A 23,908-nucleotide genomic window follows, 5' to 3' on the forward strand; every position below is an offset into this window, starting at 1 on the left:
GCCGATGCCACTACGAAGAGCATTTCGCGATGAGCTGAGCTTCCTGCGTCTTCAGGGCAAGGACTTTGCTCGCAGCAATCCACAATTGGCGCGCTTTCTTGGAGAGAAGGCAAACGATCCAGATGTCGAAAGACTCCTGGAGGGCTTCTCATTCCTCACCGCAAAACTCCGGTTGAAGCTGGAAGATGATTTCGAGGAGTTGACCCACGGGTTGCTGCAACTGCTCTGGCCCAACTACCTCCGGCCGGTTCCCAGCATGACGATTCTGAGGTTCGAGCCCAGTGATAGGGCCATTGCAGATTCCCAGACCATCAGCAAGGGCGCGTTGGTCGGATCGGTTCCGGTGGATGGTGTCGCCTGCCAATTCCGAACCTGCGCGGAACTTCGGATCCATCCTCTGGAAATCCAGCAGGTGCAGGACGTGCATACGCGTGAGAGCTCAACGGTTGCCGTGGAGCTGAGGACGCTATCGGATCTGAGCCTCAACGCCGTGGACTGCGATACGCTCGAATTTCACTTCAGCGGGAACGATCACGCTGCACAGACATTGTATCTGTGGATGGCGAAGTATCTGCGCGAGGCCCGCCTGATCATGGGTGACTCGGTGACGGTGTTGGCCGCAGGTAGTCTCGAGTTTCCCGGATTCCGTCCTGAAGATGCACTGCTTCCCTATCCGCGGAATGTGTTCGATGGATACCGGGTGCTCCAGGAGTACTTCGTCTTCCCGCGGCGCTTCTATTTTGTCAGGCTCAGGCATCTCGCCGCTGCATGGCCAGAATCCGGGCCCTGCGCCCGCATCGAGTTTCATTTTTCCAGGCCAATGCCTGCCGACGTGCGCATTCGACACACGGACCTGGCCCTGCACTGCGTGCCCGCTGTGAACCTTTTCGATCACGACGCTGAGCCGATCCGCGTGGACGGAAAGATGACCGACTATCCCCTCAATCCGGCGGGAGCCATGGGGCATGGACACGAGATATTCAGCGTCGACAACGTCAGCGGAGTGCGACCTGCCTCGCGGACCGGGGAGAAGGCGCTTCGACTGCGCTACCAGGACTTTTACTCGTTCCAGCATGAGATCGAGCGTTCCAGCAACCGCGCGGCGCTGTACTTTCGGACGCGTCTTCACCCGGGGCGGAGTGGCAGAGGAACCCAGCAACGAATCGCGTTCGTGCGAAGTGATGAAACCCAGCACCTTGACGTGAACGAAACAATCTCGGTGCAGCTTACCTGTACCAACCGCGACCTGCCTACCGCGCTTGTGATTGGGGATATCTGCGTGCCGCAGGAAGGCGTCCCCGCGTACGTGGGGGTTGCCAATGTGACGGTGCCGACTCCCAGCCACAGGCCGGTTCTGGATGGAAGCCTGCATTGGAACCTCATCTCCAACCTATCGTTGAACTACCTCTCCCTGCTGGGGACGGAGCCCATGAAGGCGGTCATTCGTGCCTATGACTTCGCCGCCGTCCATGACGTTCAAGCGGAGCGGGCGAGCCGGAAGCGTCTGGACGGGATCGTGTCGGCCACGACGTCGCCCAGCACAACATTCGTCAAGGGTCTGCCCGTTCGCGGTTTGAAGACGATATTGGAGCTTGACCAGTCCGCATACCTCTGCGAAGGCGAGGTATACCTGTTCGGGACGGTGCTTTCGCACTTCTTCTCACTCTACGCAAGCATCAATGCATTTCACATTCTTGAATTGAAAAACATCACAAACAACGAGACCTACGCATGGCCACTTCGGCACGGAAGCCAGCCCGTCATCTAGCGGATCCCCTCCTGGAACGGGCAGATCAACGTGCATTCTTCAGTTTGGTGGAGCAGTTGCATCGCCTGCACGGCGATGACCTGGAGTATGCGATTGATGGTGATCCTGCGGCCGAGCGCATCCGGTTCTGCAACGATCCTGGATTGGGATTCCCTGCATCGGATGTAGTGGCTGGCGATCGCGGAGACGCTGATGGACGAGACTCGTATCGCATTGTTGTCAGCTTCCTGGGGCTTCATGGCGTTGATTCCCCGCTGCCGCTGCACTACGTGGAGCGCGTCGCGTCTGACCACGTCAACGGTGCCGGACTGCACGCGGCGTTTCTGGACTTCTTCAATCATCGATTGCTGACCCTGCTTCATCGCGGCTGGAGGAAGTATCGCTACCACGTCCGCTTTCAGCCCGGCGCCGCTGATCGTTTCTCCCGCTATGTCTTTTCATTGATCGGGCTGAATGATGATCACCTGCGGGAGCAGAGCAGCATTCCGTGGAGCCGATTGTTGACTTACGCCGGCATCGTCGCCAGTCGTAGTCGATCACCGACGATCGTGGCCGGAATAGTTTCCCATTGCTTTGATCTGGCCGACGTGGGCGTGAATGAGTTCCAGGCCAGCTACGTGGATGTGCCCCTTGCGGACCGATCACGCATTGGGCGCAGTGGCATCACGCTGGGAGACGGATTGATCGCGGGAGGCCGGGTGAAAACGCGTGAACACTGCTTCGCAATCGCCATCGGTGGGCTCAGCAGGGAAAGGTTCCATGATTTTCTCCCGAACGGTCGAGACTTCGCGCCGCTTGGAACATTGATCGATTTTCTACTACGTGATCAGCTTGCCTACGATCTTGAGCTTGGATTGCGGCCCGACCATATAGCGCCATTGCAGCTGTGTGCACGGCGCGGAGGAAATCTTGGCTGGACGACCTTTCTTGGGGGCCCGCCATCAATGCTCGACCAGGCAATGGTCAGGATAAGGGTGCGGACATGATGCGACTGCAGGCGGGAACCCAGCTTCATCTGGCCGTTGCAAACCCGGCGTGTCTTGATATCGGATGCAGACCCGTTCACGGCTTCGACCGACGTGGTGGAAGCATCGGCAGTGGAGAGGTGACCTGGCGACTCTCTGACGCCCGCGGATGGGTTGCGTCCCAGCACGCGGAGTTGTTTGTCATGGATGGCGCATTCTGCCTTAGGGATGTTGTTGGCATGACCTGGGTCAACGATGCCGAGGACGCGTTGGGCAAGGGCCGCGTGGTGGCGCTCCGCGATGGGGATGTCGTGCGCATCGGTCCATTCGCCATCACCGTGGCCCTCACCGGGCCGGCCGGTTCAGGTGAAGGGTGCACCGTAGTGCTCCCACTCTCAGTAGCTGATCTTTTCGACGCAGACCAGGTGCCTCTGTGGGAAGACGGCGGGTCCACGGCGGTCGTCGATGAGGTGGCGCTCGAGGTAGGGCCGGTGGATCGCGATCCGTTCAGCACGGATCCCTGCTGGAACCTCGAGGCGCTGGAGCCACTGAGCGCCCTCGATGAGGTGTCGGGCCGGCTCCGTCCCTTGGGCACTCCATCGTCTGCAGATCTGTCGCCGGCGGCGCATATCGCCGACAACGAGGAACTGCGATCTGGCCAAGGCGCTGCCATTCTGACAACCGCCATGTGCCGGTGGCCCCGTGCGCGGTGAGATAACGCGCGGCTTCGCACGCTTCGGGCTTGCGGGTGGCCTGCTGCTGGTGGTCTCCGGATGCATGGCTACCTCCAAGGCATGGAAAGTGCTGAAGGATCCGAGCATCCCCGTTGGGCTGCCCCAGGACCAGCCATCCACCGTTGCACTGAGCCTGGTCGCGGCGCCAGTGATGAATGCGACCTCAGAGCCAGCGCTTGAACAGCCCCCGCTGGGGGATGTGTCGCCGGGTTATCGCGTTCGTCTCTCAAGCACGGATCTGGGTGGCCTGCTAGGACAGCTGCGGATGACTACCCGCACGTTGCAGGCCGAGCTGGAGGCTTCCGGCGCAGCGTTGCCCGATCACCCGGTTGTGGAGAAGGGAGGCGATGCGAAGGCTGAAGTTGAATCCATCGATCACGCCGGAAACACGCGTCCCCTCGGTAGGTACGGTGAACCTGCCACTACAGAGGACTCACCGCCCGAGCCGGGGCCTACGGCCCTTGAGGGCAGCCCGTTGCGGGTTCGCGTGTTCCAGTTGAAGGACGACGGTGTCTTCCTCAGCCTGGATATCGATGCCCTGCTGGACCGCCCCGACAAGTCACTGGGCAAGACCTATCTGGATCACGACGACTTCGTCATCAAGCCCGACAGCTACAGGTTCGTGCCCTTTCATGGTGTCCAGCCCCATACACGCTTCATCGCGGTCGTCGCCAGCTATCAGGATCCCAATGCGGACAGGTGGAGGGCAGTACACCGCATTCAGTCTGAAGGAAGGGTCTATCCGCTGCTGGTCGCGCTTGATGCAGACGGCATCAGGATCAAGAGTGAGGATTAAGCAATGACATTGCGCAGCAAAGTTGTCTGGAAAGAGGGGCTTTTCGTAAAGCCGCAGCATTTCCAGCAGGAAACCCGCCACCTGGAAGGTCAGCTCCAGCAGCGGCTTTCGTGCATGGGTGAACATCTGCATGGGTTCACCGAACTTGAGATCAACACCGAGTATCTGAGCTTTGGAAAGATCGCGCTCCTGCGCGCGCGTGGCGTCATGCCTGACGGCAGCATCTTCGACATGCCGATGGAAACGCCCGTCCCGTTGCCGCTGGATATCGTTGATGCGTCGTCCATCAATCAGACTGTCTATCTGGCGCTGCCTTTGCGAATGGAGGGGGCCGCCGAAGTTCAATGGCCGGATCACCCGGCGCCGCGTCGCTACCGGGTTCAACAGCGCGAGGTCCGCGATCTGCACAGCGAGGATGGGGATCAGGTTGAGATGGACCTGGCGACGCCGAACTTCAGACTGATGCTCCAGCATGAGGACAGAAGCTCATTCTCCTCCATCGCCGTGGCGCGCATCGGTGACCGTCGACCCGACGGCAGCCTGATGCTCGACCAAGCGCATTATCCCACGGCGATGTCGGTCGGGGCGGTAGTACCGCTATCACGCTTTCTTGGCGAGATTGCAGGCCTCATGCGGCAGCGGGCGATGGCAATCGCCGAACGCATGGGACAGCCGAAGCAGTCCGGCGTAGCCGAAGTGACGGATTTCAGCCTTCTGCAGGCACTGAATCGCATCCATCCGCTGTTCCAGCACCTGGCACGATCGCGCCACCTCCATCCCGAGCGCCTCTATCGCCATCTGTCACAGGCTTGCGGGGAGCTGGTCACCTTCACCGATGAAGGACGGGTCCCGGTGGAGTTTCCGGCCTACCAGCATGACGATCTTCGCCAATCCTTCCGTGTCCTGGAGGAGACCCTGCGGCGGGCACTCGGCACCGTACTGGAACCCCGCGCAGTCTCCATTCCAATCGAAGCTCAGAAGTACGGCCTACGCACTGCGCTGATCCATGATCGACGTCTTTTCGACAGTGCCGTGTTCATTGTAGCGGTTCGTGCCAATGTTCCCTTGGAGCAGTTGCGCACGCGCTTCGTCCAGCAGGCAAAGATCGCATCGATCGAGCGCATCGATGAACTGATCAGCCTGCAGCTTCCCGGCGTGCCGCTGGTCGCACTGCCAATGGCCCCCCGGCATCTGCCCTACCACGCGGGATTCATCTACTTCCAGCTCGACCAGGGCGATCCGGCCTGGCAAATGATGCTCACCACCTCAGGCATCGGCCTGCACGTCTCTGGGGAGTTCCCGGACCTGGACATAGAGCTCTGGGGGATCAGGAATGAGTAATCCAGAGACAAATCCCGATCGCCTTCCGCACTCCCTGTCAGATGCAACCGATGCGATCGTGCAGCAGAAGCGCGAAGTATCGTTTGAGACTGCCGAAGGCATCGATGATGACGCGGATCTCGGATTCCAGATGCGTGGTCATTCCTGCAATCCGCTGGTGGATGCCGCCCAGCCGCTGCTCGCCATGGCGATAAGGATCCGTCGCATCGAGGCGCCCATGGATGCCAAAGCGCTTCATGCGCGTGCGCGGAACCAACTGGTCACCATGGAGTCGGAGCTTCGCCCACTGGGTTACGAGAGCGGCACGTTGTCGGCTTACCGCTATTGCCTGTGCAGCTTCCTCGATGAAGCGGTGATGGCTACGCCCTGGGGGTCGCAATCGACCTGGGCACAGCATTCCCTTCTCAGTGCCTGTCACAACGAGACCTGGGGCGGGGAAAAGTTCTTCAGCATTCTGACCAGGATGATGATGCAGCCAACGCACTACCGCGACGTACTGGAATTCCTCTATCTCTGCCTGTGCCTTGGTTTCAAGGGGCGCTACCAGCTGGAACGCGATGGTCAGGATTCGATCAATACGATCACCCGCAATCTGCACCGGGTGCTCCGGCATATGCGTGGACCGGCGCCTGCCCTGCTGGGTGAAGAGGAAAGTCGGCCAATCCAAAGGCGCTACCGCTTCGTCCGCCTTCTGCCCCCCTGGTCTCCATGGCTGGCGGCCGGCGCGTTGCTGATCGCTGCCTACAGTACATACGCGTTCCATCTCAATGGGATAACCACGGAAGTTCTCGGCGCGCTGGACACCATCCTGGCGGATCGCCGTTGAGCGCAGGCGCTGCTCGCTGATCCAGCCGTCACCAGCATCTCGTTTGACGTGGCGCCGGCCGCTGCCCGAGTACAAGGAGCATTACCTCATGATACGTATCGACCTGCCAGCACTGATTGCCGGCCTCAACGATGGCGCACGCTCCGCCCTGGAGGGCGCCGCCAATCTTGCCGTGCAGCGCAACGACAGGGAAGTAACCGCGAAGCACCTGTTGTGCGCGTGCCTGGATGACCCCCTTGGCGACTGCCGGAGCATTCTCGGACTCAGCGGCATCGACGCTGATCAGCTGCGACAGGTGACGCTGCAATCCTTCCCGGACGGTGCAGGCCCACCTTCGTTGACCCCGCCGTCGTTCTGCCCGCTGTTGCTGGAGTTGTTGCAGGAGGCATGGATGCTTGCAACGCTGGAGCTGAACCAGGCAAGGATTCGCACCGGCACAATCCTGCTCGCATTGCTGCTGACGCCCGACCGCTATCTTCCACCGGCGGTCGGCCGCTGCCTGGCTTCCGTCAACCGGGATGCGCTGCGAAAGAATTTCGGGCGGGCGGTATCTGCGTCCAGCGAGCAGGACGGTCAGGGCGAAACAGCCGGCAGCGACGCAGCCCACCGTGCCCACGAGGATGCGACCGCATTGGGCCAGTACGGCATCAATCTGACCCGGCATGCGAGAGAGGGGCGAATAGACCCGGTCTCAGGCAGGGAGGAGGAGATCAATCTGATGATCGATATCCTTTCTCGCCGCCGCAAGAACAATCCCATCGCAGTGGGGGATGCCGGCGTCGGCAAGAGCGCGGTGGTTGAGGGGCTGGCACTGCGTATCGTCAATGGTGGGGTGCCCGATGCTCTCAAGTCTGTGGACATCTGGAGCCTGGACATGGGGGCATTGCAGGCCGGCGCCTCCGTCAAGGGCGAGTTCGAGCGGCGGTTGAAGGGCATCATCGATGAGGTGAGGGCCGCTTCGCCTCGTATCATCCTTTTCATTGACGAGGCGCATACCCTGATCGGTGCGGGAAATGCAGCCGGCGGCAGCGACGCGGCAAACCTGCTCAAACCCGCCCTGGCGAGGGGTGATCTGCGCACGATCGCCGCCACCACATGGACCGAGTACAAGCGATACTTCGAACGCGATCCTGCGCTTTCCCGACGCTTTCAGCTGATCAAGCTTGCCGAGCCGAGCGTCGAGCAGGCCGTTCACATGCTGCGTGGATTGCGGTTGTACTACGAACAATCCCACGGTGTCAGCATCAGTGATTCCGCACTGCAGGCAGCGGCGGCGCTATCTGCGCGCTATCTGCCGGGTCGGCAGCTCCCTGACAAAGCCATCGATGTACTGGACACCGCCTGTGCACGGTTGGCTTGTGCTCAGCAGGGTGAATGCCGACAGTTGGCCGCCATCGATTCGTCCATTCGACAGATCGAGGCGGAGGAGCACCTGTTGCAACGGGACGAGCGGGATGGTCGGAACATCGATCCGGATCGGATCAACTTGCTGCGGATTCGCGGCATTGAACTGCGGCAGAAGCGTGGTGACCTGGAATCGATGTTCCGCCAGCAGCAGGAACTGGTCCTGCGCATCCAGGAACTGCGCGATAGCCACGAATGTCAGGCCAGGGAAGAACTGCCCGGGCTGGTGGAAGCATTGCGCGAGCTGCATCGAGATGGCGCCGTGCTGAATGCGGATGTCGGGCCCGCACAGATCGCACAGGTGATCGCCTCCTGGACCGGTGTTCCCGTGGACACGCTAAACGCCGACCAGACCGAACGGCTTGCGGGTCTTCAAGCAGCGGTCAAGGTGCATGTCAGGGGTCAGGACAGTGCGATCGAGCACATCCATCGTCATCTGCTGACGGCGATGGCCGATCTCAGGCGCCCCGGCCGTCCATTGGGAGCGTTCCTCCTGGTCGGGCCCAGCGGTGTCGGCAAGACCGAGACTGCAGTCCGGATTGCTGATCACCTGTTTGGTGGAAAGCAATTCCTCACCACGATCAACATGTCCGAGTACCAGGAGAAGCACACGGTCTCGCGTCTGCTCGGCGCGCCGCCAGGCTATGTCGGATTCGGAGAAGGTGGTGTGCTGACAGAAGCCATCCGGCAGAGACCCTACTCGGTGGTTCTGCTTGACGAGGTCGAGAAGGCGCATCCCGAAGTCCTGAACATTTTCTACCAGGCCTTCGACAGAGGGGAACTTGCCGATGGCGAGGGTCGTGCCATTGACTGCAGGAACATCCTGTTCTTCCTCACCTCGAATCTGTGCTTCGACAAGCACGAGGCGTATCAAGGCGACATCAATGACGATGCACTGCAGGACGGGCTGCGCGACTTCTTCAAGCCCGCGTTGCTGGCGCGCATGCACGTCGTTCGGTACGGCGCATTGGATGATCGCGTGCTGGCTGAGATCGTCGAGCATCGCCTTGAGCAGGTCTGCCAGCGGTTTGCGGGGCGCTATGGCGCGCCGCTCCACGTAACAGCTGCGGTGCGCGAGATTCTCCGGGAGCGCTGCGTTTCAACCGCAGACGGCGCGCGAAGGCTTGATGCAGGCATTGATGGTGAAGTGCTGCCACCGTTGTCGCTGGCTGTGCTCCAGCAGATGGCCAGTGGGTTGCCCTTTCAACGGGCGACGCTGGATGTCCGTGCGCAGACCTTCGTGGCAGAGCTGCTATGAGCACCGCCGGAGACATGAAGGCACTGCACGCATTGCAGATGGTGCAGGCGGCCCTGCGTGCCAGGCACGTGAGCGGGGTGGCATGCGAGTGGCTGCGAGCGGTCGAGAGGCTGCCGGACGTGCCAGCCACGGTGCTGGCAATCTATCGCATTGATGATGCCGCACAGTCCCTGCATCCGATTGCGGAGCTGCACGCCCCCATGCGGCGTTTGCCGACAATCAGCATGGGCGACCTGGAACATCCGGCCGTCTACTGTCTTCTGCAGCGCTCGTCCTGCCTGCTGGCCGCGCCTCATGGCGGCCTGCAACCGACAGTCCTTGCGCTGATCTCCGCGATGAAGTCCGGGCCAGCGCTGTTGGCGGTGCCACTGGTTGATGTCGCTGCAAGCAGGGGACTTGCGGTTCTGTTGCTGGCTGGGACGGCCGACATGCTGCGCCGCTTCCAGAGCAGTCCTGAATGGTCGGCAGCGGTCGGCGTGCTGCAGCTTGTGCTTGCGCAGGCTGCGGCGAGGGAATGCGCTGCGCACCAACCCGCGCCAGTGACAGCTGCATCGAAGCCGGACGCCGGGCTGGTGCGGCGCACCTTGATTGGCGAAAGCGTCTCTGCCAGGCGTCTGCGCGCAGAGGTTGTGGCGGCCGCGGAATCGAGGATGTCGGTGTTGATCACTGGAGAGACTGGAACCGGGAAGGATCACGCTGCGCTGTTGATTCATCGCGCTTCTGCCCGCTCGGACAAGGCCTTCGTCCCGTTGAACTGCGCGGCCATCGCGCCCGAATTGATCGCCGCCGAGTTGTTCGGGGCGGCCAAGGGAGCCTATACCGGTGCCAGTTCGGCGCGTCCCGGTCTGGTTGCAGCGGCCGATGGCGGCACCTTGTTCCTCGATGAGATCGGGGACATGCCAATCGCGTTGCAGGGCACGCTGCTGCGCCTTATCAACGAGAAGACCTACAGGCCCTTGGGCGAAGTGCGCGAGCGGGCGTCGGACTTCCGCCTGATCTGCGCCACGCATCGGCCACTGCTGGAAAGCGTACGTGAAGGACACTTTCGTCAGGATCTCTACTTCCGCATCCGTCAGTTGACCCTGGCGGTGCCGCCGTTGCGCGAGCGTCGCGCAGATATCCCCGCATTGATTGAACACGTCCTTGCCCGCATGGCTCGTGATAGTGCGAAGCCCCCGGCAGCAGTATCGGAGTGCGGAATGCGCCGTCTGCTCCAGCACGTGTTCCCCGGAAACATCCGCGAGCTGGCTACGTTGATCGAAGTCGCCAGCGAGAGAGCGAGCAGTGGATGGATCGATGCCCCATTGGTGGACTCGCTGCTGCAGCAGCCCGAGGCGCCGCCGCTGCCGATCGAGGCCACGCCTGCAACCGTGGACATGACATTCAGTCATTCGTTGAGCTTGAGCGAAGCCCGCGATCAGTTCGAGCGGCGGATGATCGCCGACCGCCTTCGCCACTTCAAGGGCGCGCGTGCGCGTACGGCGCAAAGCCTCGATATCGCCCGACGAACCCTGCTGTACAAGTGCAAGCGCTTTGGTCTGGGGGACGCAACATGAGTACGACTTGCGCCCGGATCCGCTGCGCACTGGCGGTCGTCATGCCGCTTGCCCTGATCCCTGCCGCTCCGGCCGGGGCAAGCCCCTCGGTTCCCGCTGTGTCCCTGATGCGCTGTGCGGCAGTGACGCACTCCGTAGGGCGCCTGCAATGCTTCGATGCACTGGTACAGGGGATGAGATCCATGAAATCCGCGGCGGGCATCGCCACCCGACCAGTGGTTCCGCCGTTCATTCATGAGCTCGCCAACTTCGAGCGATCCCGTCCCCGTGGCGATCACCGCTTCCGCATGCTGGGCGCGGACCAGTATCCGGGGCAGCGCAAGGTTCTCATCGCGGCGCCCGCCATCAATCAGGTGGCGCCGCGTTCCTTGTTGACGATCAGCTGCATCGACAACATCAGCCGGCTGCAGCTGGTGGTGTATCCCCCCTTGGAACAGCATCAGGCCCTTGTCGCCATCAGCGTAGACGGCGCGCCTGGCCCAGCCCTGCAATCGTGGCAGGTGCTGGGCGATGGACTACTGGTAGACGCAGGCCGCGGCCTTGCCGCCATCGAGGTGATACGCCGGCTGGAGGGTGCAACCGAGCTCCAGCTGAGCAGCGACGCTTCCCAGATCGACGGGCTGCGCTTCAATGCCTCCGGGTTATCGCCAATGATCCTGATGCAGCGGCAGGCGTGCAGATGGTGATCGGAATGGAAGGCGTCATTGAAAGCCTGCTTGCGCCTGTGCCCGACGGGCCAGCAGAGGGTCTGTTCGACGCTGAGGACGAACTGTATCTATCGATCGACCTGGAGATGGTCAAGCTCGGCGGGCTGCATGCAGCAACGTTGGACTGGTCGCTTGTCGAGGCCAACTCCGTCCGCTACCTCCAGCAGCGTTGCAAGCATTTCCGTGTCGTTGGACATCTCATGAACGCCTGGTTCCGGCAGCAGCAGTGGCAGGGCTGGGTCCATTCGATTCACCTGCTCGCTGGCATGGTCCGGATTCATTGGCTGTCGGCCTATCCACGGCCAGGGCAAGATGGGCTGCTGGCCAGGCAGAAGCAGTACGCAGCCTTGGGGCAACGAGCGCTGCAGGCGCTGAAGCAGTTGCAGGCCGGCAGCCATTCCAGTGAAGCCACAGCCCAGGCCGAAAGGGCCGTTGATGCATTGGCTCTGGCTGAGCAGCAGCAAGGAATCGCCCCCTCACTTGCGGAGGTTCTCCGCCCTGCGCTCGCGCGTGCAGTGGAACTTGCCGAACGGGCGCCATTCCAACCGCCACGGCCAGCTCGCACGGCCTCGCCACAGCCTGATCGCGATGCATTGGGGACGGATTTCTTCTCTGGTGCGCATGAGCCTCCGCTGGGCAGCGAAAGAGAGATCCGTGCCGCCAGCTTGAAGCTTGCAGATCTCATCAATCAGCAGGACGGGTTTGATCCCACAGGCTACCTGCTGCGTCGTCGCGCGCTCTGGTCCGGCATTCACGGAACTCCGCCTGCAAGGGGAGACGGCCGCACGGAGATGATGAATGTGCCTGTTGATATCAGCATCGAGTATCAGGAGGCAGTAGCGGGTGGTGCCTGCAGCCCCGCGCTGCTGATGAAGATCGAGCGGAGCGTGGCGTCTTCTCCCTACTGGTTGCGCGGGAGCTATATCGCTGCGGTTCTGGCGCAGCGACTGGAAATGCCCATGGTAGCTGTGGTCATCCGATCCGCAGTCGCGCGCTTCGTGCAGAGATTGCCCACGCTGCGCGATCTTCTCTTCAGCGATGGCAGTCGATTCATCGACGATGAGACGCTGAACTGGGTGAGTACGGGGGATGGCGCCAGCAATGCCACGGGTCTGGGTAATGCAGTTGCGTTGACCAGTCTTCGTGCCGAGCTGATGGACCAGCAGAAGGAGGGCAAGAGCGTGGAGGCGATCCTGTTGGGGTTGCAGTCACGCCAGCCGGGACAGCAGACGCTGCGTGAACGCAGCTATGCCAGCGCGGCGGCGGCCGACCTTCTGCACGCTCGCGGACTGACCTGGTTGGCGCAGGACCTCTACGCAGGAATCGAGCAGGTCATGTCGAGTCATGGCGCAAGCGAATGGGAATCCGATCTCTTCAGGCATGTCGCCACGCGCGGTGGCCGGAACCAGGCCGGTCAATGAACACGAATCTGGAGGAACAAGCGCTATGTCGGTGAATCTGAGTGGGCTCGGTAGGGTCAAGAGTCTCTGGCACGCGGTGAGATCGATTGGGACGCGGTGGTGGATACTGCTCGCTGTGTTCGTACTGCTCGCGGTGATTGTCGCGCTGTGGTGGCTTGGCCCGCAATGGTCATGGCGGGGACGGAGCCCTCTGGCACCTCTGTCCATCAGGCTCGGGTTGACCTTCTTCCTGGTAGTGGCGCCGATCCTGCTCTGGGGCGCCGTCATGCGTTCCCGCTACCACCGGTTGCGCGATCAGCAGGTGCAACAGAACCAGGCGCAGAGCGATCCGATACTGGCATTCGAGGCGGCCCAGCAACGATCGCTGGACGCATCACTGCAGTTGCTGCGACGCAATCTGAAGCGCCGGGACTTCCTGCACGCATTGCCGTGGTACGTCGTCATAGGGCAGGAGGATGCGGGCAAGACCAGCTTCATCAACCGCAGCAGTCAGAGCTTCACGCTGAGTGGTGTCGAGCGGGCCGCTGCCGACAGCACCGGCGAGCAGGCGCCCGTGTTGTCCATCGACTGGTGGATCAGTGACGACGCGGTGCTCATCGACCCCGCCGGCGAGTTGATCTGCCAGAAGCAGCACGCCTCGGTGGGCGATGCCCCGGGCCCTGCAAGCATCATTGAGCGTGAGCGTGTGCACAAGCTCATGCAGGAACATCCGGATGCCGCTCCACGACTGTGGCGGCACTTCGTCGGTTGGTTGGGGCGCAGCCGACCCCGGCGTCCTCTCAACGGTGCCATTCTGGTTGTCGATCTGGCGTTGCTGCTGATCCAGCAGCCCAGCGATCGCAAGGCACTGGCATTGCTGATACGCAGCCGCCTGCGCGAGCTGATGGAACAGCTGGGCACTCGCCTTCCAGTCTATGTCGTGCTCAGCAAGTTCGATATGGTTCGCGGCTTTGACGCATTCTTTGCGGGACTTCCGCGGGAGGCCCGGGAAACCAGCCTCGGCTTCACCTGCACCTTGAACTCGGTGGAGGACTTCGATGCGTGGCTGCAGGAACTGAGCCAGCAGTACGATCGTTTTGTCGAGCGCCTCAATGAGCAGGTCTTCGACGCGATGGCCAGCCGATCGGATCCTGACGAGCGTGAGGACCTGTACATATTCTCCCGGCAGGTGTCGGGGCTGAAGCCGGTGCTTTTCATGTTCCTCTCGGAGATATTGGAAAGTGATCGTTACTCGACGCCGGCCCTGGTGCGCGGCATGTACTTCGCGTCGGTCTTCCAGCAAGGCATCCCCGCCAACGCCCTGGTCAATGCGGCAGGCCGCTCCTATGGCCTGCCATCGACTGTGGCCAGCGCGCTGCCACCCGGAAAGGCCAGCAGCTACTTCACCCATCACCTGTTCCAGAAGATCGTCTATCCGGAGGCCGGGCTGGCAGGTGACAACATCAGCATCCTCGGGCACAAGCGTCGTGCCATGTGGATTCACGGCGTGTGTGCGGCGCTGGTCGGCGTCATTGCCGTGGGTGCCTGGCACTACCATTTCCAGCAGAACAGGCAGAAAGCGTATGCGGTGCTGGAGAAGAGCCAGTCCTTCACTGCGACCGGAATCGACAAGGGGCTGGATCCAACCGGGCGCAATCTGCTGGTGGCGCTCAACCAGATCCGGGACGCAGTATCGGTCTACGACGACTACCGGACATCATGGCCGCACGTGTCCGGTTTCGGTTTGTACCAAGGGCATGAGATCGGCCCGAAAGTCGATGCGGCATACATGCGGTTGCTTGGCCAGCGCTTCCTGCCGCAGCTTGCGCAGGGTGTGCTGACGCGCGTGGATGATGCCGCCTCGGACAGTGACAGCCGCCTCGCGGCCCTGCGGGTTTACCGCATGATCGAGGATCGACCCAATCGCGCGCCGGCCTACGTCGAATCCTGGATGGCCGGCACCTGGCATCACGCCTTCCCCGCCGACGCCGATACCCAGGGCCAGCTGATGACGCATCTGCGCTATGCGCTGACCTATGTGGATGCTCAGCTGCCGGCGCAGCCGCAAAGCATACGTGGCCTGCAGGCCGAGCTGCGACGCACTCCCTTGCCGCAGCGCGTGTATGCGGGCATGAAGCGCGAGGCGGCGGAGTTGCTGCCTGCGCCGCTTGATCTTCGCGCTGAAGTCGGCCCGGTGTTCGATGTCCTCTACACAGAGCCCGCCAGCGCCACTCCCGAGGCGGACACCGATCTGCGAATCGACCACCTGCTGACCTCGAAAGGCTTCAGGGAGCATTTCCTTGGCAACAGCAAGGATGTGGAGGCGCTGGCACTGATCGACCAGTGGACGCTCGGTTACCGGGCGCAGCTGAAGTACTCCGAGGAGGACAGTAAACGACTGGCCGAGCAGATCCGTGATCTGTATGCAGCCGATTACATCGCCACATGGCGGCGAAGCCTCAACGCTCTGCAGGTGACCTCCTTCGAGGACCTCGATCATGCGGTGCTGGTGCTGGAGCAGGTCAGTGGCACGTCGCAGCCATTTCGGCGGCTTATCGAATCGGTAAGCAGGAACTCGCGCCTTGAGTCGCACGAATCCCCGGCTGCCGCCGGAAGCAACGCAGTTGCCACAACGCCTGGCGATCTCCGTCCTGCCCGGCGCATTGAGCGAGAGTTCTCTGCCCTGACGCAGCTGCAGACCACGGCCGGCGACCAGAGCGCGCCCTTGGAGGAGATCCAGCAGGCGATCATCGGCCTGCACGACTACATGAAGAGCGTTCAGGACAGCCCGACGCGTGGACAGACGGCACTGGACGCGCTGACCGGCCAGTCGCGACGCGAGGGCGTGGATCCCATCTTCCTCGTCAGACGGATGTCCGCAGGCCTGCCTGCGCCGATCAACCGACAGGTTGGAAAACTCGCCGATGAGAGCGAGAGAGTGCTGGCGCTTGAGGCGCTTCGGGAGTTGGAAACGCGCTGGGAACAGGATGTCCATGGGTTCTATCGCGAGCGGTTGGCGGGGCGTTACCCGCTGGCTCCCGCCGGCACGCATGGCGTTGATCTGGCCGACTTCGAGGCGTTCTTCGGCCCCAAGGGGCGCCTGCAGGTGTTCCATGACCAGTACCTGGTCCCATTGCTGGCGGGCAACAACAGCGCACTGCCCGCACAGCGGTCGGGAGGCTCGCTGGTGGCGTCGGATCTGATGCCGCAGTTCGAGCGCGCGCGGACAATCCGTGAGGCGTTCTTCAATGAGCGGGGCGGGTTGGGGCTGCAGTTCAACATACAACCGCTTGCGCTGTCTCAAGATCAACTCAACAGCATCCTGAATGTTGATGGGCAGCTGTTGACCTACGCACATGGTCCGCGCGGTGCGACAGGCATGATCTGGCCCAACGCACTGCGAGAGGGCGTTGAGAGCAGGCTCACTCTGGTAAGCGGCGGTGGACAGACGCGAACGATGCGGTACCAGGGGCCGTGGGCGTGGTTCCAGTTGCTGAGTCAGGCCCAGTTGAATGGAAGCACCCTCAGTAGTGTGGATCTGAGCTTCAAGGCGGGTGCGGGTGCAGTGCGTTATCGCATCACCACCGACAGGGCGGTGAACCCATTCACGCAGGAGCTGTTCAGTGGATTCGAGTTGCCGAGGTCACTGCTGCCGACAGCCGGGCGCGGAGTACCGGCAGTCGGCGCCACCGCCCCGGTTCGATCGATACCGAAAGATGCTGATGCGCAGGAAATTGCGCGGCCAGCGCAATCGGCTGCACGCCAGAGATCCGGAGTTCCAGCGGGTTAGCTCGCCATGCGCAGTGCATTGCGCATGCGCAGCTGCATTCCGATCGCAAATGTGCGAAGTGCTCACGGCGATCCTTGTGGCACAGGCGCTGAAGAGGTTGGCACGGAACTTGGTATGCACCGTTGGCCGTGTTGGCCACCGCCGGTGGAACCCGGCACTTCGCATCGACAACAGAGAGGATTCTTCGCAATGCCAACTCCCGCCTATATCTCCATGCAGGGCAAGACCCAGGGCAACATCACACAAGGTGCATTCACCGCCGATTCGGTCGGCAATGTGTTTGTGGAAGGCCATGAGGACGAGGTACTGGTCCAGCAGGTCAGTCACGTGGTCACCGTGCCGACCGACCCGCAGTCCGGGCAGCCTGCAGGCCAGCGTGTGCACCGTCCGCTCAAGTTCACCTGCGCCCTGAACAAAGCGGTGCCGCTGATGTACAACGCGCTGGCATCGGGCGAGATGCTGCCGACGGTCGAACTGAAGTGGTTCCGCACATCCGTTGACGGTCGCCAGGAGCACTTCTTCAGCACGTTGCTGGAGGACGCCACCATCGTGGATATCAACACTCAGCTTCCGCATGCACAGGACCCGGACAAGTCCGATTTCACCCAGTTGATCGAGGTAAGCCTGGCTTACCGAAAGATCACCTGGGAACACACCGTGGCCGGCACCTCCGGGTCCGATGACTGGCGGGCGCCGCTGGAATCCTGATCGTGTAGTTGCAGCAAGCGGGCGCGACAGGTCGCGCCCGCCACGCTTCTTTCCTTTATCCAGATGCGGAGCGACGCATGGCGTCCATCATTCTTGTGGGGCACCGGCACGACTGTCCGCTTCATGGCGCAACCGAGGTGGTATCGGGTGCAGCGGGTTTTACGGTACAGGGGCGCTCGGTGGCCTGCGTGGGCGATCGCATGGCCTGCGGTGCGTTGATCGTCAGTGGTAGCGCGCAGGTGACCTGCGGTGGTGCGCAGGTGGCGCGGATAGGCGATGGCACCGACCACGGGGGAACGCTCAGCGAGGGCGATGACACCGTGGATCTCGGTTGACCCGGCTGCCTTGAACAGGAGACAGAACATTGGCCGCACAATCCGACGTCCACTTTGACTTCACCGTCAGCAAGGGCCCTTCTTTCGATGTCGTCCGGTTCACGCTGGTCGAGGCGCTCAGCGTGCCGTTCCGCCTGGAAGTGGACCTGTCCGCGCAAGAGGCGTCATTCGACCCTGGCACGCTGCTGGGAGAGGCGGCGCTGTTCACCCTTTCCCGGGGCAATGAGATCGTCCGGCGTGTGCAGGGCATCATCACCGGGCTCGAACAGGGCAGAACCGGCTTCCGCCGCACCCGCTATCGGGTCGTAGTGGAGCCGGCCGTGCATCGGCTGGCGCTGAGGCACAACAGCCGCATTTTCCAGCGCAGGAGCATTCCCGAGATTCTCAAGGCAGTACTGGACGAACAGGGTGTGCTGACCGAATTTGCTGCCGCCCACCCGCACCCACAGCGCGAGTACTGCGTGCAGTACCGCGAGTCGGACCTCGACTTCATCCAGCGTGTGGCGGCCGAGGAAGGCTTTGTCTTCTACTTTGATCCTGGCGAGCAGTCCGAGCTGAGGATGATCGACACCACGCTGGGGTGCCCTGAGCTTCCCGGCGGGATGTCCCGCCCGGGTGCGGTGATGTACCACGCCATGCCCGGTGGTGATGTTGGTGAGCCCGGCCTATGGCGGTTCACGCATCAGCGGCGGATGGCCAGTACCCGGGTCACCCTGCGCGACTACACCTTCCGCCTGCCCAACAGAGATCTGCAGCAGCAGCTCGATGCGCGCGATGGCGTTGGCGAGTACGAGCACTACGATGCGCCCGGTCGATACAAGGCCGATGCTGCAGGCAGGACGTCCACGCGGATGCGCCTGGCGACGCTGCGCGCGGGCACCAACCAGGCCAGCATCGAGGGTGACGATGCGCGGTTGTGGCCTGGGCTGGCCTTCGAACTGCATGGCCATCCGTCGCCGAGGTTGAACCGGGACTGGCGGGTGGTCGGCCTGGTTCACCAGGGTGAGCAGTCCAGTGGGCAGGAGGAAGACGGCGCAGGCGCTGAACACGGCAGCAGCTATCGATACGAGGGTACGGTGGTCCCCGCCGATCTGGATTGGCAGGCGCCGCCGCGTACCCGGCCTGTCATGGATGGGCCGCAGATCGCCCATGTGGTCGGGCCTGAGGGAGAGGAGATCTACACCGATCAGTTCGGCAGGGTGATGGTGTGGTTCCCATGGGACCGTGATGGACCAAAGCAGGACAGTACCTGTTGGATACGGGTCAGCCAGGGATGGGCCGGTGCCGGCTACGGCGCCATGCAGATTCCGCGTGTCGGGCACGAGGTCATGGTCAGCTTCCTGGATGGCGATCCCGATCAGCCCATCGTGACCGGCCGCAGCTACCATGCCGCCAATCCACCGCCCTATGCACTGCCGGCGCTGAAGACCCTGGTCACCCTCAAGAGCCAGGAGCACCGAGGGCGCGGTCACAATGAGCTTCTGCTCGATGACACCCACGGAGAACTGAAGGCACAGCTGCGAAGCAGCCATGCCGCAAGCGCGCTCAGCCTGGGCTACCTGACCCACCCGCGTGCCACCGACGGTACGGGCGAACCCCGAGGCGAGGGCTTTGAGCTGCGCACCGATGCCAACGGTGCGCTGCGTGCCGCCCGGGGCCTGCTGCTAAGCGCATATGGGCGCAACCAGGCTGCAAGCGGCCAACTGGATCATCGCGAGCTGGTTGAGTGCGTGCAGGCGCTGTCCGGTCTGTTGAAGTCGTTGGGCGATACAGCGGCGGCACACCATGCGCTACCCGACGTGGATGATTCCCGCGAAGCGCTGGTTGCGGCCATCACGCAGATGGGTGGCGGTGCCAATGATCGAAAGGACGCTGAGGCTCCCAAGCCGGTGGTCGCCATCAACGCACCTGAAGGTATCGTCATGGCGACCCCGCAGACCGTGCTGATGGTAGCGTCGGAGCGCGTGGAGATTGCATCCGAAGGCGGTCAGCGTGTCGCGGCCGGCGGGGTACTGCACCGGACGGCCGGCAAGGGCGTCAGCGAGTTCGCCATCGACGGTGGCCTGACCTACATCGCGCACCGCGGCGATGTACGCATCCAGGCGCAGCACGGCCATGTCGTCCAGCAGGCCGAGCAGAGCCTGCAGCTGCAGGCGGGGGAGCAGATCATCCATACGGCGCAGAAGAAGATCGTGCTGGGCTGTGGCCAGAGTGCACTGGTACTGCATGCAGATGGCCAGCTGGAGATATTCGGCTCGGCGCTGAAGATCCACGCGAAAGTGGAGATCGACGCTGCCGCCCCGGCTGAAAGCGCCTTTGAAGCGCTGGGCGACATTGATACCTCGGGCCGCTTTGCATTGCGCCAGGCCGATGGTGAGACGCCGGCAGCACAACAGCGCTACCGGATGACGCTGGTTGATGGAAGCGTGCTGGAGGGGATCAGCGATGCCCTCGGCATGACCGAACTACTGGAAAAAGATGCGATGAGCATCGCACACCTGGAGGTACTCGATGACCCGTCCGAACACTGAGCGCTGCATCGCTACCGGCAGAGTGATCACGCAGCCGGCCGGCACCCTGCAGAAGGTCATCCTGCCGATGCCCAAGCCGGCCATCGTGATCCTGGTGCACGGCGTCAACGACGTAGGCGAAGCCTATGTGCAGCAGGAAAGCGGCATCTGCCTGGGGTTGAGCGAGCGGTTGGACCGTACAGGGCGTCCCGAATCGTTGCTGAGCGGTGCGCACTACCGGGTTCCGGACTGCGCCGATCGGGATGCCCTTGACCCGGATGCCGTGTACTTCCGGCGAGCACACACGCAGGCGCAGTTTCCGCCGAAAGGCCAGGAGGCACTGGAGCCGCGCAGCGTGGTGATTCCGTTCTATTGGGGGTTCCGGGAAGAGGAGGGCATCAACCCGAAAACGGGCAGGCCATGGATTGACAAGGAGCAACCGCACGGCGAGTACCTCGATCGCTATGGCAACCGCCTGGACAAGGACAGCGCCAAGAACGGCGGCCCCTTCGCCAACGCCACCAGTTGCATCCCGGACATGTGGGCCGATGGCTTCTCCGGTCGCATCGCCAAAGTCTTGCCAAGCAACCCCATCGGCGGAACCGCAACGCGGCCGCTGCTGAAGGCGCGCTCCCGCCATTACATGGTGCTGGCCGCGCAGCGCCTGGCGATGCTGGTACGGATGATCCGCAAGAAGAATCCCAACGACACGATCAATGTGGTCGGCCACAGCCAGGGATGCCTGGTAAGCCTGCTGGCCAATGCTTTCCTGAAGGACAGTGGCGATCGGCCGGTGGATACGCTGGTGATGAATCACCCACCCTATGGGCTGGGTGAGCGGGTGCTGGACATTGCTGAAACTGGGGATCTTCAGCAGACGGTGGAGGCGCGGGTGAAGACGCTGCAGTCCATCGTCGGCTTCATGACCACTGCGCCATACGTTGTGCCTGCGTTCAATACCCTGGCCGATGCAGGCAAAGCGAAGGTCGTGGGCCAGGGCTGGGGGCCACAGCAGGCCTTGCGCGGGTCCGTCAGCAAAGGCAACAGAACCTTCAACGAGCGCGACAACCGCGGCAAGGTGTACCTGTACTTCTGCCCGGATGACCAGACCGTTGCATTGCAGACGGTTCAGGGCATCGGCTGGCAGGGCGTGCCGGCAGATGTCACCGTTCTTACGACTCAGGGCATGCAGCGCTGGAAGGCTGGCAAGGCATATGACCGGACGTTGATGCATAGCGACTTCGAGCAGAAACTTTCTGTACTGGATACGCTGGGCGACCGCTTCAAGCAGCGCTGCTTTACCAAGCGACTGCGCGATGGCGAGGTGCTGAAAGTGGGGCTGCCGCCACATGAGTACGTACTGGAGCACTGGCACGAGTTCGCGTGGTCCGGAACCACGATGGGAATGAAAGACAAGATTGGGCGTGGTGGCTTCAGTACGGGGCAAACGGTCCGCATCACCGCCGAGCCGCTGACCCCGCCGGTGACTGCACAACTGGGCGGCGACACAGACACCATCTCTCCCATCGATGCGTCCATTGCGATGACGCAGGACGATGGAAGGTTGCTGCCGTGGGAGCGGTTTCCACGTCTGGTGCACAGCACCAGCGCTTACGTGCTGCGGCAACCCGCTGAGCTTCCGCAGCAGGCCGTAGTTGATATCGAGCGCGCTTGGAATGAAGGCAGGGAGAAACCAGACCAGGCGCGGGTGATACGCGCGTTTCACCGCGGTGGCGGGCAGGTGGATATCCGCAGGCGGGAGACGCCGGCAGAAGTAAAACGTCGCTGGATGGACACCACCGACAGCGAGGACAACCGCAAGTCATTCCATTCCAGCATCGTGGCCAATGCGATGCACAGCCAGAAGGTCACCGCGTATGACCTCTCGATTGGGCAGGCCAGGACGATCGATGACCGGACGTATTACTTGTATCTGTGCCTGGTAGCAGATTGGAGGACGCCTTGGGATAAGCGCAGGAGAATTGCTCCAACGACTGATCGGGCTGAAGTAGAAAGGGCGTTGGACCTGTATCAGCAGGAGCGGCTTGAGTTCCCGTTGATTGATCAGACGCTGCGCTATCGAAAGACAGGTGTCCTTCCAGAGTGCGCCAAATGCGACCTCCCGACCTTGGTTTGGACCCAGACCATCGGGAACCGAAGGAACAACATGCCGGTCCAGCAGGGGAACGGTGCATGAATCGTCTCATCCTTCTGCTGCTGTTCTCACCGCTGGCTCTTGGATGTGAAAACAAGAGCGGCCTTGAGAAGGACTGGCCGGCAGATCCCTCGGCCTTTGCGGCGGCAGTGCGACCGCCGCCGGCTTACGACCCAAGGGCCGTGCCCAATGAATTCGTGGGTCTGAACCAATCCCCCATTTCCGGCGCGCCGCCGCCCCCACTACCGGATGCCCCCGTCATGGAAAACGATCAGCGCATGCTCACTCTGGACGTCATCGGTGTTGGCCTGTCGGTAGAGATGTTCCGGCAGGGCGATGTGTGGCAGGCAATGAAGCAGGCAGAGACATTCAACAGCAATGCCCTACCGCCGATGAATTCGTCACGGTGGCGTCATGTGAATGGCCCGGGGGTTCTCGAGAAGCGTCAGGCAGACACGCTGGAACTGACCCTGAAGACGATGGTGGAAGCCTGGCCCATCCCCAGCGTGACCATTGTGTCAACGGATGCAAATGATTGGTTGCGACGAATTGATACGGAAGAGGAGCTGCGCGAGATGGATAGCGATTTTATCAATGATACTCGCATGCCCGCCGGCCTCCATTGGACACAGATCAAGCAACTTGACGTGATCTACAGTGACACCCCCGAAGACGTGGTGGAAGCCATCTTCAGGACGTTCGAGCGGCATCCCGATATGCCCGCACTTCTGGTGTATGCCCTGGGGCCAGACGGCAAGTACGACGCCCCGCGCACCGCCAGCACCCCGTTGGCCACCTACACGGCCATGGTGGTGGCCCGCCGCGAGCGGGTGGAATGGCTGCGGCCGTGGGCGCCGTATACCCGCATGGGTGAGGACACCATCTATCCCGGCTTCTGGAAGTGGGCAGAGACGCCACCCACCCCATTCAAGCCCACTCCGTTCTTCCCCACGCCCTGGACACGCGGGCATTTCAAACAATGGGATGCCCTACCGACGCTGGCCCAGCTGCATCGCCCGGTAGTCACCTCGCTCACCGATGAAGAAGGCGCGCCACTCAAGCGCCAGGCCCAGCGCGAAGCGTTGGTGGAAGGCTGGAAGCAGGCGGCAGGAGAGACCTACATCGACTCGGTGTTCTTCGACACCGGCAAAGCCGGCACCGGCATCGCCACGCTGTCACCGGTGCTGCGCGAACTCAAGGGCAGCCCGGACCTGCTGGACCCGAAGGAGGGCATCGATCTGTTCGCACGCCTGGGCGAAACCGGTGCGGCATCACCCTTTGTGCAACTGGTACTGGCCACGATGGCTGCCGCCGAATCCAAGCGGGCCAGCATGGTGGTGCCGATGCGACGTTCGGGCCAGGTCACGATGATCCAGGTGAGTCCGTCGCACGATGAAATTCCTTCGTACCTGTTCAAGGCACGGCTGTTGCCGCAGACCTCGCAGGCACCGGATGTCCCGGTACGTGACGCAGTACCTGCCACACAGGTGAAGCCGGTGCATATCGACCCGCAGCGCATTGCCGCAGACCGCAAGGCATTGGACGACCTGCTGGCCAGTGGCGACGTTGGCTCTGAAGGGGGATAGCGCACCCCGGGCTTCAATAGGCCAAAACTGTCGCAACTTGCCCGTTTCCTAAACAGAGGCTATCGTTGC

At 62.3% G+C, this 23,908-nt stretch carries 16 protein-coding genes; all 16 read left to right on the plus strand.

Annotation, left to right across the window (positions count from 1 at the left end):
• Positions 1 to 4: 4 nt before the first annotated feature.
• The 16 genes from tssF (at position 5) to ACVOLJ_RS09020 (ending at position 23,839) form a co-directional block, all read left to right on the plus strand.
• Positions 5 to 1,768: a type VI secretion system baseplate subunit TssF gene (gene tssF / locus ACVOLJ_RS08945; RefSeq protein ID WP_481563969.1), complete on the plus strand. Its 1,764-nt coding sequence runs from the start codon at positions 5 to 7 to the stop codon at positions 1,766 to 1,768.
• Positions 1,732 to 2,754 (plus strand): type VI secretion system baseplate subunit TssG, encoded by a 1,023-nt coding sequence (gene tssG / locus ACVOLJ_RS08950; RefSeq protein WP_481563970.1) that lies wholly within the window; start codon positions 1,732 to 1,734, stop codon positions 2,752 to 2,754. The genes tssF and tssG overlap by 37 nt, the downstream gene beginning before the upstream one ends.
• Positions 2,751 to 3,446, plus strand: coding sequence for an FHA domain-containing protein (locus tag ACVOLJ_RS08955; protein WP_481563971.1), 696 nt, complete (start codon positions 2,751 to 2,753; stop codon positions 3,444 to 3,446). Before tssG ends, ACVOLJ_RS08955 begins: the two co-directional genes overlap by 4 nt.
• 64 nt (positions 3,447 to 3,510) lie before the next feature.
• Positions 3,511 to 4,263, plus strand: a complete 753-nt coding sequence (gene tssJ / locus ACVOLJ_RS08960) for a type VI secretion system lipoprotein TssJ (RefSeq protein ID WP_481563972.1) — start codon at positions 3,511 to 3,513, stop codon at positions 4,261 to 4,263.
• Positions 4,264 to 4,266: 3 nt separating this feature from the next.
• A complete protein-coding gene (gene tssK / locus ACVOLJ_RS08965) occupies positions 4,267 to 5,604 on the plus strand; it encodes a type VI secretion system baseplate subunit TssK (protein WP_481563973.1) in 1,338 nt (445 codons plus the stop codon).
• Entirely contained in the window at positions 5,597 to 6,430 is an 834-nt protein-coding gene (gene icmH / locus ACVOLJ_RS08970; protein ID WP_481563974.1) for a type IVB secretion system protein IcmH/DotU, read from the plus strand. The genes tssK and icmH overlap by 8 nt, the downstream gene beginning before the upstream one ends.
• Before the next feature lie 88 nt (positions 6,431 to 6,518).
• A complete protein-coding gene (tssH, locus tag ACVOLJ_RS08975) occupies positions 6,519 to 9,092 on the plus strand; it encodes a type VI secretion system ATPase TssH (protein ID WP_481563975.1) in 2,574 nt (857 codons plus the stop codon).
• A gap of 14 nt (positions 9,093 to 9,106) precedes the next feature.
• Complete coding sequence (locus ACVOLJ_RS08980) at positions 9,107 to 10,648, plus strand: sigma 54-interacting transcriptional regulator (protein WP_481563976.1); 1,542 nt, start codon at positions 9,107 to 9,109, stop codon at positions 10,646 to 10,648.
• A 107-nt stretch (positions 10,649 to 10,755) separates the two neighbouring features.
• Positions 10,756 to 11,334: a type VI secretion system-associated protein VasI gene (gene vasI, locus ACVOLJ_RS08985; RefSeq protein ID WP_481564007.1), complete on the plus strand. Its 579-nt coding sequence runs from the start codon at positions 10,756 to 10,758 to the stop codon at positions 11,332 to 11,334.
• Positions 11,328 to 12,776, plus strand: a complete 1,449-nt coding sequence (tssA, locus tag ACVOLJ_RS08990; protein WP_481564008.1) for a type VI secretion system protein TssA — start codon at positions 11,328 to 11,330, stop codon at positions 12,774 to 12,776. The genes vasI and tssA overlap by 7 nt, the downstream gene beginning before the upstream one ends.
• Before the next feature lie 115 nt (positions 12,777 to 12,891).
• The gene (gene tssM, locus ACVOLJ_RS08995; protein WP_481563977.1) at positions 12,892 to 16,545 is read left to right on the plus strand and encodes a type VI secretion system membrane subunit TssM; all 3,654 of its coding nucleotides are present in this window, start codon (positions 12,892 to 12,894) and stop codon (positions 16,543 to 16,545) included.
• A gap of 189 nt (positions 16,546 to 16,734) precedes the next feature.
• Entirely contained in the window at positions 16,735 to 17,253 is a 519-nt protein-coding gene (locus tag ACVOLJ_RS09000; protein WP_481563978.1) for an Hcp family type VI secretion system effector, read from the plus strand.
• A gap of 77 nt (positions 17,254 to 17,330) precedes the next feature.
• The gene (locus ACVOLJ_RS09005; RefSeq protein ID WP_481563979.1) at positions 17,331 to 17,588 is read left to right on the plus strand and encodes a PAAR domain-containing protein; all 258 of its coding nucleotides are present in this window, start codon (positions 17,331 to 17,333) and stop codon (positions 17,586 to 17,588) included.
• A gap of 29 nt (positions 17,589 to 17,617) precedes the next feature.
• Positions 17,618 to 20,119 (plus strand): type VI secretion system Vgr family protein, encoded by a 2,502-nt coding sequence (locus ACVOLJ_RS09010; RefSeq protein ID WP_481563980.1) that lies wholly within the window; start codon positions 17,618 to 17,620, stop codon positions 20,117 to 20,119.
• Complete coding sequence (locus ACVOLJ_RS09015; protein WP_481563981.1) at positions 20,100 to 22,295, plus strand: T6SS effector phospholipase Tle3 domain-containing protein; 2,196 nt, start codon at positions 20,100 to 20,102, stop codon at positions 22,293 to 22,295. Before ACVOLJ_RS09010 ends, ACVOLJ_RS09015 begins: the two co-directional genes overlap by 20 nt.
• Positions 22,292 to 23,839: a type VI lipase adapter Tla3 domain-containing protein gene (locus ACVOLJ_RS09020; protein ID WP_481563982.1), complete on the plus strand. Its 1,548-nt coding sequence runs from the start codon at positions 22,292 to 22,294 to the stop codon at positions 23,837 to 23,839. The genes ACVOLJ_RS09015 and ACVOLJ_RS09020 overlap by 4 nt, the downstream gene beginning before the upstream one ends.
• The last annotated feature ends 69 nt before the right edge of the window (positions 23,840 to 23,908 follow it).

It is taken from the genome of Stenotrophomonas sp. STEN046, from assembly GCF_056759755.1.